8 protein-coding genes and 4 pseudogenes are annotated in these 14,455 nt (G+C 38.3%); 4 read left to right on the top strand and 8 right to left on the bottom strand.

The window, feature by feature from the left end:
- Positions 1–501 precede the first annotated feature (501 nt).
- Positions 502–1,311: an HNH endonuclease gene (locus IEY40_RS01970; RefSeq protein WP_188952820.1), complete on the bottom strand. Its 810-nt coding sequence runs from the start codon at positions 1,309–1,311 to the stop codon at positions 502–504.
- A 538-nt stretch (positions 1,312–1,849) separates the two neighbouring features.
- On the opposite strand from IEY40_RS01970, the gene IEY40_RS01965 reads away from it, so the two are divergent.
- Positions 1,850–3,805 carry a tetratricopeptide repeat protein gene (locus IEY40_RS01965; RefSeq protein WP_188952819.1) on the top strand — a complete coding sequence of 652 codons (1,956 nt, stop codon included), beginning with the start codon at positions 1,850–1,852 and terminating at the stop codon, positions 3,803–3,805.
- A gap of 282 nt (positions 3,806–4,087) precedes the next feature.
- Here the strand turns inward: IEY40_RS01965 and IEY40_RS01960 are convergent.
- The 3 genes and pseudogenes from IEY40_RS01960 to IEY40_RS01950 all read right to left on the bottom strand — a co-directional run.
- Positions 4,088–4,593: pseudogene (locus tag IEY40_RS01960) on the bottom strand (endonuclease); the annotation flags it as partial.
- Between the two features lie 211 nt (positions 4,594–4,804).
- Positions 4,805–4,936, bottom strand: a pseudogene (locus tag IEY40_RS01955) (IS3 family transposase); the annotation flags it as partial.
- A gap of 101 nt (positions 4,937–5,037) precedes the next feature.
- Positions 5,038–5,778: an SDR family oxidoreductase gene (locus IEY40_RS01950; RefSeq protein ID WP_188952816.1), complete on the bottom strand. Its 741-nt coding sequence runs from the start codon at positions 5,776–5,778 to the stop codon at positions 5,038–5,040.
- 128 nt (positions 5,779–5,906) lie between these two features.
- Here IEY40_RS01950 and IEY40_RS01945 point away from each other — a divergent pair, with 128 nt between their 5' ends.
- Positions 5,907–6,785: a LysR family transcriptional regulator gene (locus tag IEY40_RS01945; protein WP_229776980.1), complete on the top strand. Its 879-nt coding sequence runs from the start codon at positions 5,907–5,909 to the stop codon at positions 6,783–6,785.
- Positions 6,786–7,148: 363 nt separating this feature from the next.
- Here IEY40_RS01945 and IEY40_RS01940 read toward each other — a convergent pair.
- Positions 7,149–7,648: pseudogene (locus IEY40_RS01940) on the bottom strand (IS66 family transposase); the annotation flags it as partial.
- A 473-nt stretch (positions 7,649–8,121) separates the two neighbouring features.
- Between IEY40_RS01940 and IEY40_RS01935 the strand changes: the two are divergent.
- Positions 8,122–9,873, top strand: a complete 1,752-nt coding sequence (locus IEY40_RS01935) for an amidohydrolase (protein ID WP_188952812.1) — start codon at positions 8,122–8,124, stop codon at positions 9,871–9,873.
- Between the two features lie 163 nt (positions 9,874–10,036).
- Positions 10,037–10,642, top strand: coding sequence for an FMN-dependent NADH-azoreductase (locus tag IEY40_RS01930; protein ID WP_188952810.1), 606 nt, complete (start codon positions 10,037–10,039; stop codon positions 10,640–10,642).
- A gap of 1,316 nt (positions 10,643–11,958) precedes the next feature.
- On the opposite strand, the gene IEY40_RS01920 is transcribed toward IEY40_RS01930, so the two are convergent.
- The 3 genes and pseudogenes from IEY40_RS01920 to IEY40_RS01910 all read right to left on the bottom strand — a co-directional run.
- On the bottom strand, positions 11,959–12,654 hold the full coding sequence (locus tag IEY40_RS01920) for a pirin family protein (protein WP_188952808.1): 696 nt from the start codon (positions 12,652–12,654) through the stop codon (positions 11,959–11,961).
- Between the two features lie 46 nt (positions 12,655–12,700).
- The gene (locus tag IEY40_RS01915; protein WP_188952806.1) at positions 12,701–13,144 is read right to left on the bottom strand and encodes a DoxX family protein; all 444 of its coding nucleotides are present in this window, start codon (positions 13,142–13,144) and stop codon (positions 12,701–12,703) included.
- Positions 13,145–13,614: 470 nt separating this feature from the next.
- Positions 13,615–14,371 (bottom strand): annotated as a pseudogene (locus IEY40_RS01910) (ISAs1 family transposase); the annotation flags it as partial.
- Between the last annotated feature and the right edge of the window lie 84 nt (positions 14,372–14,455).

Here is a 14,455-nt window from a genome sequence, read left to right as displayed (position 1 = left end):
TGGCTTTGAAAGCCCAGCTGCTGAGCTCGGCTTAAGCCTAGATGATCTACTGGTAACTCACCCAGTGCTACCTTTATCGAGCTAGCCCCAGATACCATTTTTTGTTGGGTTCGAAAGCAGCCGTTATAAACCAATGTATCTGTAATAACGGCAAACGAATCACCATCCCAAAAGCCTGCATTCGCATTCCCGAGAGTTGCGCAAACATATTTAACGACTAGTCGTTGTAGTGGTCAAATTAAATTGGTCACGATTATAGAGTCGTTCCAATATAGAGGTGGGAAGGCCTGAGACTTATAAACACTTTTTATTTACCATCAGCAGCTTAAACTGATATTGATAGAGTTCATCATAATGATGTGTAATCTTATCGCTTCAGCTCTAAAAGTACTCTTTAATAGTTATTAAAGTGCAACTTTAGCATAGAGTTTCTATCAAGCTGGTCAATTTTTACAGACCAGAACAACCTTTAATACAAATAATAATGGGTTGCTGAAATATTTATTTACTGTGATCATGTCTTCTAATACACTCTTTGTAGTGAATCATTAGTGATGAAGGATCTGGGGAATCACATAATTTTGAGGGAAAAGATACAGAGCATCCTTCATATTGCTTATATGATGGATTACATTCTGGTGCGATAACCACTTTGCCTGTTTCAGGATTTATTGAGATAAAAAATAAATCAAATAAAGTATGGATATCTGCACGCAACAAAATACCATTATTTATGCTGTACGATTGTTCCAATGAGTGAGGAATAATGTGAGCAGCTTCAAGTGCTGCCTCAGTTGAACACTTAGTGATTGCACATTTTACATCATATGCATGAAGAAGTTCAGTCCTAAAAGTAGATTGGCCTCTTCTGCTTAAAATGCACGCTAAAACATACTGATCTATTTCTCTTTTTGGAAATCTACCTTGAACGGCACTGCTTTGATGTATCTCATAAGTTTCGGTCGTGACTCGATCACCAGAGAGCATTCTCTGAACCCATTCATCGACTTTTTTTTCGGAAACATTATAACCACGAGTTTCCCCCTTTAGACTTTTTGTACACTCTGATAACCCTTCTACCGTTAGGTATATACCATTTTCCCCATCAGCAAGTCGCCCCTCGCTTTTCCAATGCTTGATTGCTGAATCACTTACAAGGAAGGAAAGCAACTTACCATTCATAAACCTATCATCAATGTCTGATTCATTTTGAGAGATCCGAAAAGCAGCAATAGTCATTCCTCGCATTTCTTCGTTACGATTTCCCGCAAGTCCCATAGCTACCACTTCTTCTTTGGTTCGCGGATACATACCTGAAGCATGAAATATGAATTTTTTTCCGAGTCGTATATACGTGCCATGTACTTACCTCCTTGTATAACCAGCAATTTATATTAATTATTATCCAATGCTCTAAAACGCTTTTTAGCATTTTATGATCTTACATGTGAATAATCGTATACCTATATGCTACGTAAATGAATAATAACTTCAGAATTAAACTCTATGCTACCAAATTGGTAAGGTTGAAAATCAATTTGTTTACTTAATCTTTGGAGAAAAAATGAAACAACTAACAATTATAGGATTTTCACCTAATCACATAACAGATAAAGCAAAGAGTATAATTCAACATGGCATAATAGGTGATAACAAGCGAAAAATTCGTATTTTAAAACACTATTACTCAGTCAAATTATCTCGGGGTTATCGACTAATTTTATCTACGAATAGCTCATCATTCGTCTGCAACCACGAGTGCTATATAAAACAAATCAAAAGATTAAAGAAAGTAAATGGATAACAGGTTGTTAATCATAATTATTTTTATGAGTATGAGGGAATTTTAGTGTCAAAAAAAATACAAAGCATTGCCCTAACCGATATGGTTAAAAACCTAGGGTATCGAGACTACGCGATTTTGGCTAATAAGATTCGTGACATTATTAAAGAAAAAGAAGATTTCAATAAATATATTACTGAAGAAATTAATACGTTTACTAGGGCTGACGGGCGTCCTGAAAAGTTTTGCGTTACCAGTGAAAGCAAAATCTTCGTCGACAATCTAGCGATTTTAATGCCTTTTCATTCTGTATTTGGTAAAGCAAAGACAGGAGAGAAAAATTCATATACGCCGCTCAGGATACTAAAAAGCCCTAAGAATCGTAGCGCACTGAAGGACTCATTGATTGAACAAAAACAGAAGTTTGAACGCAACCTAGCGAAAACGCAAAGAAGTTTAACTGAGATACCTATGTTTGCATCTGCTGTACTCATAGATTCATCAATTGATATTGAAAAGCAATCTCTTCGAGAAATGATTAACGCTGTACCAAATCAGTATCCACTATCTGATTTAAAAGACAGGTATTCGATAGGCATTTGGAGTGACATTATTTCCTTGCAAGAGGACATTGATAATCAGCAAGCGGACAACACAACATATCAACGCTTGGGTGAAAAGTTGTTTCTCATAGGTGAAATCGATGAGGCAATTGTAGAATTTGACAGAGCTATTGAATTAAATACTAAAAATGGCATTGCTCAAGCAACTCTCGCATTGATTTATCACAAAAAATTGGTTCGAAGTAAGAAAACTTTACATTCGTTACATGCTCAAAATGACTATGGAGGATATATCTTAAATCCAATTAGCTCAGAAGAGCACTGGCTAAATGACTCTATAGACCTAACCCAAGAGGATGTTTCACAGTTGCATTCATTACTAATTGAAAATGCAATTGATGGGCTTTTGAATTGGCCACAACATGATTATCGTCCGCTTAATGGTAACAAAAATTATGTACCAAATCTTAATAATTCTAGATTTTCAGATATAGAATTCAGTCGAGCAAAATTATTTTTTATTCTTTTAGAGAACATTTCTAGCAAGGACTATGAGGAAAGAAAAACATCCATAAATGAAATAATTGAGTCTTTTTTAAGTATAGATGAAAATGGATACTGCTTTCTATATGGCTATAGCCATATGAACCCAAAGCATGATTTATATTTGTTATCCTTGATGTCACTTTATTCAACTGATGTTGTGATTGCGGAACTAAAAAAGAGAGCAAGCAACATACATTACGATTTTAATGTTTATAAAAAGGGAACTCTGGAGTTTTTTTCTTTGCCTTTCGTTGAATACTTTTATTGTAAATATATTGGTGATGATTCTTATTTTGAACTGATGAATACACTGATTTCCGCTCAATACGAACAAGCAAAAATAGACAACTTTCAGTCAAAAGTGACCATATTTTATGCTCGGATAAGTCCATTACTAAACAAAATAAGCAACCATTTTACCAATTTAACCCCCTACGTATCAGAGGAAATAAAAGATCTTTTTGATGCAGACTTTTTTTCACAAGAACAGCATGAAAATGAATATCATCTTTCCAAGATAATCAAAATCAATGAACACTTTGATTATCTGAATAATGAAATACAGGGCTGGATCAACTTGATCAATAACCCACTATGGATACGTTATTCTGATACTTCTATTGAAATTAACTATGTTAGGCGTATAACAATATATGCAGCACTTTTGGAACTTTCTGTTAATAAAAATATTGAAACTAACCTTACCCTTATAATTCAACTTACGGAGAATAAACAAAAGCTAATAAGTGATGTATGTGTTTCAGATAGCCCTATTGAGTTTATTCTACACCTGACAGATAAAATAAAAGAAAATTGTTGTTTAAGTAAACATCCTGCCATGACTCATTCTCTAACTCTATTAATAGAAGCGAGTATAGAAGCACAAGAACGATTCCTAGAACAATTTGATTAACTTTCACCTAATAGAAGCTTTCAATTAAGTCTTAAATATTCATCTTCAAATAAAAGTTCACTTTAATATGTATTAAAGTGAACTTTTTACGAGTTCTAGCGCTTTATTAGCTCGTTCTGCATGTAATCGTGAGAGAAAGACATAAAACGTAGAATATGCTGTAAACACTGCATATTTAGTCACGTTTGTATCAATTTATAACGAGAACATATCTATCTGTGTCCAGTCTGTATAAGCACTGCAATAAGATGAAATACAGCAGTCTACTTAACAGGTAATTCACTATTGAATAGATTCACAGCGACTATCTACAATCTTATTTGCATTGCCTTGAAGCTTTCAATACGTTTAGAACGTTTACATTCCCATCGAGTAACAGGATCTTGTTTGTCCCAAACTTGCATTAATTGACTTTGTTGCTTACTCATTTTGTATTTAGGATAAGTCTATTCCATATGCATGTATGTTCCAGCAATAGTGCCACTAGCTGCTATAGGAGGCTGTGCCTTGCGAGCATCTATACGCATGTCGGAACTACCAAAATCAGACTTTGCAGCAGGCAGCATAGTAAAGTTGTAGTTACTACGTAGTACATTGACAGCACCAATAGCAGGAAAAAGATTGTGCATATCAGCCTGCATATATCGATACTCCTTATTCATCTTCTCAGCACATTTTCTTCCCTTAAACGGCTTTCCTTTGTTATTTACACATTCGTTATGACCATCACGCCATTCACTAAAAGCACGACCAAAGCTCTCGGCTGGAACCACATGTTTCCATTCAACCCAACAATCGGATTAGTTTTAGACAAGTTTATTCATCTTCGTCTAATAACTGAGCACCAAAATCAATTTCTACACTTTCAACTAAACTTTCAGCACTTCTTCGCATACTTGCTGTAAGCGGCTGTAGTTTTTCGGGGTGTTGTTGCATGTCATTTTCAAGAATAGATAGAATTAATGCTGCACGATACTCATCATCAGAACTCAGAGGCGTCTCATTAACTTTGGCTAGAACAGCCAGCGGCTCTGGCTTTCGAGAAGGTAAGCGCTTTTTCCCTTTACGCCGTAAGTTAAGCTTTAAAACACAATAAACACGGTACACGCGTTTATGGTTCCATTTATGCCCTAAGAGTTGTTAAATGACCCAAGCCACTTGATGCACCCGTGATAAAAATAACTTTCTGTGACATAGTAATGCCCTCGTGTGGAGTTGATAATCAAGTGACATTAAATTAAGCCACCATTCGCACGCAGCACTTGACCATTGATCCAACCACTATCAGGACCAGCAAGGAAAGCCACAACAGACGCAATATCTTCCGGTTTGCCCAATCTTTCTAAAGGGTTCATTTTTGCCATACGCTCAATTAACTCATCTGGCTTGCCTTTAAGGAATAACTCCGTTGCCGTTGGGCCAGGAGCCACTGAGTTCACATTAATTTTACGGCCACGCATTTCTTTTGCCATAATTCCTGTCAATGTCTCAACCGCAGCTTTAGTCGCCGCGTACACACCGTAGTTTTCCAGCTTCAAACCCACAACAGTGGTAGAGAAGTTGATGATGCGACCACCGTCACGTAGACGAGCAGACGCTTCTCTTAAAGCGTAAATAGTGCCTTTTAGGTTGATATCGATTTGACGTTCGATGCTGTGATCCTCAACGTTTACCAAGGGCGCCAACTCCATAACACCAGCGGTATTGACTAAAATATCGGCTCCACCATAGCTCGCTTCCACCTTATCAAACAAGGCGCTTACCTCTGTTGAGTTCGAGACATCTGCTTTCACAGCGAGAGCGCTACCACCTTGTGCCAGTATTTCGCTAACCACTGTTTGTGCCGCAGCTTCACTACCCGAGTAATTCACCACAACGGTAAAACCATCCTTACTCAGACGCCTGGCGATTTCAGCGCCAATACCTCGTGATGCGCCAGTAACAATAGCGATTTTCTTGTCTTGTTCATTCATATTAGCCGCCTATATTAACCAAGTATTAAGATTGAGGATAAGCTTAGCACTTTGCATATTTCGGATAATCAACTAAAATCCGTTATCATAATCCGATAATCACAAACAATATGGATCGAATAGAGAGTATGCGTGTTTTTACACGCGTCTATGAAAGGCGAAGTTTTTCTCAGGCAGCCGAAGATTTAAGTCTGCCACGCTCCACGGTGACAGATGTCATCAAACAAATAGAAAAGCATCTTTCGGTGAGACTACTGGAACGAACAACACGTCAAGTCACACCCACACTTGATGGAGAAGCGTACTATCAGCGTTGTCTTTCCTTATTGGCTGATTTTGAAGATATGGAAAATTACTTTTCAGGACTTCAACCCAAAGGAAGCTTACGAGTAGACGTTCATGGCACCCTTGGGAGGCATTTTGTCCTTCCCCGCCTTCCTGAATTTCTAACGGCCTATCCTGATATTCAGCTTTATCTCAGCGAAGGTGATAAATTGGTTGACCTGATCAGTGAGGGTATCGATTGTGTTCTCAGGGTCGGCACACCTAAATCGGAATATTTGGTGGCTAAACAAATTGCACAATTGGAAGAAATCACCGTAGCCGCACCGGGATACCTAGCGCAATTCGGCAACCCAGAAAATGTAGAGGAACTCGTCTATCATCAGACGGTCGCTTTTCAATCCTCAAGCGTTAATGAACCGTTACCAATGGAGTTCACGGTTGGCCGAAAAGTCGTTTCAAAAACGTTAAAATCATCGATGAAAGTCAATTCAGCCGAAACGTTGGTTGCAGCTTGCCGGTTGGGGCTGGGGATTATTCAAGTGCCTCGCTATCATATTGAGCAAGATTTAGTTGAAGGGAGACTCGTTACCTTATTAGATGAGTATCCCCCCCCTTCATCGCCGGTTCATATTTTGTATCCTCCACATCGAAGTCATTCAGCAAGAGTGCGGATATTTACCGAATGGTTACAAAACGTTTTTAAGTCCGCAATTAAAATATAATTGCACACCAAAACCGCGTGTCTCACGCATTCACTAGCTTATAAGAAGATAATAATATCCTGAGTCAGAAATTCAGTAAATAATAGGTGGTCTTGTATTGGCTGTGTCATTTTCTTCATGGAGCCTACTCCGGCTGGCCGTCCGAGCTGAATTGATATTAAATGACGATGAAATTGATCAGCTAGAGTCCTGGACTCGTCGCCGCAAGCACAGCTTTTCGAGCTCGAACATTCTAGAGTGCGCGAAAGAGCGAAGTACCACCGTTGTTGCCGAGAGGCTTTCCACTTCGAATCAAACCGTGTGTAAGCGGCGAAGTCGTTTTCTTCAATGTCCATTTAGATGGACTTATACCAATTGCATTAATTAAAAGTAATGTGAGCTCCTAGCGAACCACACCTCCTGTTTAAAATTCCAGGGTAACAAGCTATCGATAGTGGGTTCTGGTTTACACAGTTCATCAAGGCAAACCATAATGTAATAAATGAGATTTGACTATTTATTTAGGCGGTTTCCACAATACTGTAAAGGGTGGCACTGGCATGTGCACCGTTAACTGTTTGGCTAAATAACCAATTCTTTCGACCAATCACAAACGGTTTTACTACAGATTCATCTCTATTGTTATCGATACTGAGTTGTCCATAACCCACATAGCGAATGAGTTTGTGCGATTGATTAGTTAGGTAATTAGCTGCCTCTATCAGTTTGGTATTACCCACTAAATTTGGCTGTTTTTGTTCAAGCCATGCTTTTAGCTTGCTAAGAACAGGCTGGCTAACCACTTGCCTAGCAATATACTTTTCATCAGTACTTTTATCTTTAATGCGTGTCTCAACACCGTACAATTTTTGGATAAGGCTCAATTAGGAGCAAAAGCGATTCCCCTGTCGAGCGACTATCTAGTTTTGGTACTGACAGTTGTTTGAACATAGAGATGCTCAAATGGACACCAGTCATCCATAGGATACTTTCTGCAATGTGTCTGGTTTATACGTAAATATTTAGGGGGTAATCAGATAGCCCTATAAATATTAATTGTGATCCTTTTTGAATATTACAAACGGCTTGAAAATTAAAATATCCACATATAAAGAATTGCTGAAGAGGTTTAGGCCTGCCAGTTAGATAACGGTATATGTATGTATAATAACGAATGTTGGTTTTATTTAATATCATTAATGGATTATTTAATTTTTAAAGAAAGTTTAAAGCGGTGGAGTGTTAGTCATTCAATCTAGCCAAACAAGCATTGTTGTAGTCGCTTCAATATGTTTAAGGAAATGACGACTTCTCAATTTTTGATAAATAGACCGTTATTTCAATTAAGGGCATCATCATGGTATTAATAAAAAATATACTTGCTACATTGATTGGAGCAAGTGTCGCACTGAACATTTGCGCCGCTGACTTGATCGTTTATAACGCTAAAATCGATACCTATGATGGTAAACAATATAGCGCATTTTCGGTCACAGGTGGTCTTTTTGAAGAGCTCACCAATGACAAAGACTCACTGCTGAAAAACAAAATTGATACAACTATTATTATCAATGCAGGAGGCCGAAGAGTTATACCTGGACTTAATGACTCACATTTACATGCGGTACGTGGCGGACGTTTTTATAACCTTGAAACCCGTTGGGAAGGAATTAATTCACTTTCCGACGGGTTAGAATTGATCAAGCAAAATGCCAAAGTCACTCCAGAAGGACAGTGGGTGAGAGTCGTTGGAGGCTGGAGCCCCTATCAATTTAAAGAAAAACGTATGCCAACATCGGTAGAGTTAACTGCTGCAGCACCTAATACTCCAGTATTTATTTTACACTTATATTCAGGTGGTGTGTTAAACCAAAAAGCTATGGAAGTACTTGGGATCACTAAAGATACCGTCCCACCTAAAGGCAGTTTCTATGAAAAAGATGAGCAAGGTGAACTCACAGGCCGTTTATTTGCAGATCCAAATCCGATGATTTTATATAAAACCATTGGTGCACTGCCGCAGCTGTCTCAGCAAGAGCAAATGAATTCAAGCAAACAGTATTTAAAAAAACTATTAAGCTTTGGGATCACCAGTGTTATCGATGCTGGCGGCGGTGGCCATTTCTTCCCCGAAGACTATCAAGCATCAACAACATTAGCGGTATCGGGTGAACTACCAATACGGATATCAAGTTATTTATTTCCGCAAACTCCTGGTAAAGAATTAGAAAGTTTCAGTCAGTGGATGAACAATTACAAGAGCAACCAAAACCTACACTTACACATGGATAATGGCTATGTTATTGAAGGTGGTGGAGAGCTACTTGCATGGAAAGCCTCTGACTACGAAAATTTTAAATCCGCCAGACCAGAACTTGCCCCCGAAGCGGATCAAGAGTTAGAAAAAGTGGTGCGTTTACATTTATTGCAAGGTTGGCCATTCAGAATACACGCGACTTATGATGAATCTATTGAACGTATGTTAAATGTATTTGAAAAAATAAACCGCACTCAACCGCTTGATAAAGTCCGTTGGTTTATTGATCACGCCGAAACGGTATCCGATAAAAATCTCGTTCGAATAAAACAACTCGGCGGTGGTATTGCCTTGCAAGGCCGAATGGCTTTTGCTGGCGAAGACTTTGTTGAACGTTATGGTGCCAAACAAGCAAAGAGAACCCCACCAATGAAAAAAATGTTAGCTATGGGTATTCCTGTCGGTTTTGGTACCGATGGTACTCGTGTGGGCAGTTTTAACCCATGGGCAACCTACTACTGGGCTGTATCGGGTAAAACGGTCGGTGGGTTAAGTTTATATGATAAAAGCAATACATTAGATCGCATTCAGGCATTACAGGTATTTACTCTAGGGAGTGCTTACTTCTCTGGTGAGGAACAATTAAAAGGCCAAATTAAGCCGGGAATGTATGCCGATTTTGCTATCTTAAACCAAGATATTTTAAAGGTTAAAGAAGGTCAGTTATTGCAAACTAAAGCTGAATTAACGGTAGTCGATGGTAAAGTCAAATATGCAGATCCAAGCGCATTCAAATCTCTGCATGTCCCATTAGAAGAAGCTATTCCGAGTTGGTCGCCCGTTAATCAATAACTTAATCAAGACTGTTTACAGAAAATCTGAGATTTAAATACAACCATATTTAAGTCCAATACTTGAAGAAGACTTAAATCACTTGGTAAGTATTAACAAATTTATCTATTAAAATGTGTGACATAAAACAAATCAGTTCAATCAACCCAAAAAGGAAATAATAATGAAAAACTTACTTGTTGTTAAAAGCAGTTTATTTGGTGAAGGTGGACAATCCACTTTACTTGTAGATCACTTTGTTAGCCAATACAGCAAAAAATATGCTGGCACGCAGGTGGTCACTCGCGACCTAAGTAAAGATACTATTCCACACTTAGATCAAACCCGTGTAGCAGCTTTATTTAGCCAGCCTACAGATCGAACAACTGAACAACAAATTATCCTTGATCAGGCAGACTTACTACTGAAAGAGCTGTCAGATGCCGATGTGGTTGTATTAGCTGTACCTATGTACAACTTCAGTATTCCTAGCCAACTAAAATCTTGGTTTGACCATTTAGCCCGTGCAGGTGTCAGCTTTAAATACACAGAAACAGGTCCAGTTGGTTTATTAAACGACAAGCCCGTTTACATCATGGCCGCTCGTGGCGGTGTCTATAATGCCAATGGTGTCGACTTCCAGACTCCTTTCGTGACTCAATTTTTAAACCTGCTTGGCTTAAAGCAACTGAATTTTGTCTATGCAGAAGGTCTAAACTTAGGTGAAGAGCCAAAAGCAGAAGCAATTAAACAGGCTATGAATAGAATTGATTTTCTGATTACAGTTTAAAATAATCGTAATATTTTTAGAATCTATTTACTGATAGTACAACAAACTATGAATTTGGCAGCTAAAAATTAATTAAATTATTAGCTGCCTAATTAGATTTCAATTAAGTACTATAGCCTGCCTTTAATACTGTCCAAAACATTAATGTATTCATCATGTATTGTTTATGTTTTCCAAAATGCTTATCTTTGTCGACTCAACTCATAACATATCCAAACGCATATAACGAAGGTGAGGCATATCTTCGTCCTGTGAACATTGTCGATTTAACATGCTCCAATGTTCTCGAGCAGCTACCATAGCTTCTTAGAACTGAAGAAATAACGGTTCTCAATCTCGATTATTTTTCCTTTTTCAAAGCGGCAACTTTCAACCACAACGATATTCTTAGTCCTTTTCACTTTGAAAAGTCACAGGCTAAGTTTGCACTGTCATGATAATAAAACTGACGAAACACTGTTAGCACATGACCGCTTTCAATTGCGGATAGATCTGTATCGTTGACTCGCGGTAGATAGAAGATTTTTCATTATTATTTCGCGCAGTCTCTCTGTTTGTTTTTAACTACAAACAGATACTCACCGACTTGTCCACAATGGTTTTGGCTATCTTCGTTCGACAAACCATCGCATCGATAGTCGCAAATGCCGCATTTATATCTAACATCTAAATCAACTCAAGAATGGTGGTTATCTCATTGTCTTTTTATTCTATTTATAGATTTCACCTTTTCCATCGATAGTAATCACCTTCGGTAAGAGTGTGTATCGATGACCTTCCAGCTTATAAAGCACTGATGAAATTGTTCTGATTTAATTATTGATATGATACGAGCTATTGTCACCAGTAGGAATGCTACTTATGAATAGGTTGTTTTTAACAATCATAATGTCCAAGTATGTAATATCAAACCAGCCTTTAGCACCAGCGATTACAGCACATAGAGAACCAAACAGAATATCAAGAAGATAAGAAATCACTTTAGCAAAAAAGTGTAAGTAAGTTATGGTTTGAAAAGATACTTTGAAGTGGTCAATGTGTATGGCGAGCTCGCGAAAAGGGAGTATCTGATCATTGCTAAATGTTAACGTCAAAAAGTGTCTTTGATGGACTAAAAAGCGTTAACGATCTTAGCATGAGCTGAGGTGCTTATATGTAGAATAGTAATATTAGCTATCTAAATTGAAGTTTATGTTAGTTGGTTTGATATTTCAAAACTGGGATATTTAGGGGAATACATATATTTACTTAGCCCTGTTATATTTAAATCTTTTAGCCTGCGCAGACAGGCTAACGCAGGCTGTGATTTAGTAAATTTAAGGCAAATTAAAAATCAAAGCCGTTGACCGAGTGTCTGATGGATTAACAAAGGTCACTGTTGTCATATCGGTGAGTTTAGCTCCGTCACCTATTTTTAGCTGTTTATCTTCAATGCAGAGCTCGCCAGAGACCTGATGAACATACACTTTGCGGTTATCAGCAATCTTATAGGTTATTTCAGATTGAGGTGCCAAAATCAGTTGTGATAATGTCGCATTTTGTTTTAGTTGCAGTGTACCGTTTTCACCCGTTGGAGTAGCTATCGTAGTTAAACCCACTTGCTGGCCAAAGTTTTTTTGTTGGTATTCAGGTACATTATCTAAGGTATTTGGCTGGATCCAAATTTGTAAAAACTTCAGTGGTTCTGTAGCAGATGCATTGTACTCACTGTGACTAATTCCACTACCTGCTGACATTAATTGAAACTCTCCCGCAGGCAATACTTCAATATTGCCTTCACTGTCTTTATGAGAGATAGAACCTTTAAGTACGTAGCTGATAATTTCCATGTCACGATGGCCGTGTGTAGCAAATCCAGCACCGGGAGCGACACTGTCATCATTGATCACTCGCAGTGCTGAAAAGCCCATATGTTGTGGATCATAGTAGCTGCCAAATGAAAAACTGTGTTTACTGTCTAACCAACCAAAGTTGGCTATTCCTCGCTCGCTTGCATGACGTAAGTTAATCATAATGTTGCTCCTATCGTTCAAATGAATAAGTGATCAGTACGGAAAATTAAGATAATTTGTTTACAATTGCTTTATCTAGTGCGACTTTGCCTGAACCTGATAGTGCAAGTGACACGCTGGCAGCTAATAGTGCTAACGCAAATTCATAACCGTTGTTTGCCATAAATAAACCGTTACTGATATGTACGCTTGCAATGGCGATAATCATAGTGAATGCTAATACAACAGATGTTGGGCGAGTCAATAAACCTAATAGAATGAACAATCCACCAACTAATTCAGCGCTACCGGCTAAGAAAGCCATTAACAAACCTGGTTCAATCCCAATCGATGCCATCCACTGACCTGTGGCTTCAAGGCCATAACCGCCAAACCAACCAAACAGTTTTTGCCCGCCATGAGCTATAAAAATAATCCCAACAGGTAAGCGTAATGCCAAAGTGCTAAAACCTGCAGTAGAGTTTGTGATGCGTTTAACAAGTGCTTTCATGGTATCTATCCTCAATAAATTTAAACATTATTTATTTCGCAGCAAGCCCTTCTCACTGGTTGATAAGAAGTATATTGATACTTGATTGAATTAAAAATCGGAATAAACTGACCTGTTAGTTCAAATTATTTGAACATAAAAAGATTTATACAATATTATTAAAATTGATGCTAATTAGGCAGATATTCAATTGATCGTAAGGGCGATTATGAAGGTTCAGCGACGGCGGTAAGAGCGCCATACTCCTTAACAAGCAGCATTAAAAATTGGAGATGACATGGTGTAATGATCTAATGAAACTGGAGTGATTTTCATCTTAAAATATACAAAATCTTATAAGTATTAAACATGATCAGAACAAGCGCAGTCCATATCAGCCCTCTTCAAAATTAGAGTATGCTAAGCTGATGGTCGAATAGGGTTATATGTATCGGTTCCCCGCTCTGGTCTTGAAACGGATTATAACTTTCCAAACCAAGTGTTTGTAATTGAGGCCATTGTGGGAATTCTTCTGTAAACTGTTTGGCACTTAAGACATGGTAAACTCGCGCTTCGATACGAACATGTTGTTGTTCAACGCTTAAGTCGCCTAGCGGGGCTTTACGTGTCTCAGAAAATGCTGTTTCTACTGCTTTATGTAGATTGCCCTGATTACTTTTAGCGTAAATAAGTAATCGCCACCTTGCTCGACAATGTTAACTTGGCAGCCCATGGCATCAATCGAAACCAAAGCACCTTCAATATCCAGAAGCTTTATTAGCTTTTATATTGCATTAATTTCATTAGACTTTTCAGGGTTCTTGACTTGCCCAAGAACGAGTTTGTTTTACATGCAAACGCATTCACCATATGAATTGTTGATTGTCGGTTTCCACGTTGATATGAGCCTCTCAATGTCTTGCCGTCTATCGCGATAAGTTGACCTTGCGTTATTTCATGCACGGCTTGCATCACTTTATGAAACACAGCCTAAATTGCTCGGGGTCAATGCGTGAGATAGTCCTCGCGATGGTGTCATCGACAGGGACACCATCACTTAAATACCCATGCTGTTAAACCAATCAAGATGACCATCAGCGTAATCACGGATCTCGCTCCAGCACTCTGCTCCAGCGATACACCACAGAGAATAACAAATAAAATATCTTCGAGAGGATAAGTGATTTTAGCCGATTGACGAGTGTCGGTAAGCTCGCTGAAAAAGGTTGTGAAGGCTTCAAGGCACATAATTTACCCTCCTAAAGGAGAGTATAAGGTCACAGCTAAGCCAAGGCGTCAAACAGATTGTATGTCAACATTATCAGTTCAAAA

It is taken from the genome of Shewanella ulleungensis, from assembly GCF_014648315.1.
In the GTDB taxonomy this organism is placed as follows: domain Bacteria; phylum Pseudomonadota; class Gammaproteobacteria; order Enterobacterales; family Shewanellaceae; genus Shewanella; species Shewanella ulleungensis.
This window is presented reverse-complemented; position numbering and strand designations above follow the sequence as displayed.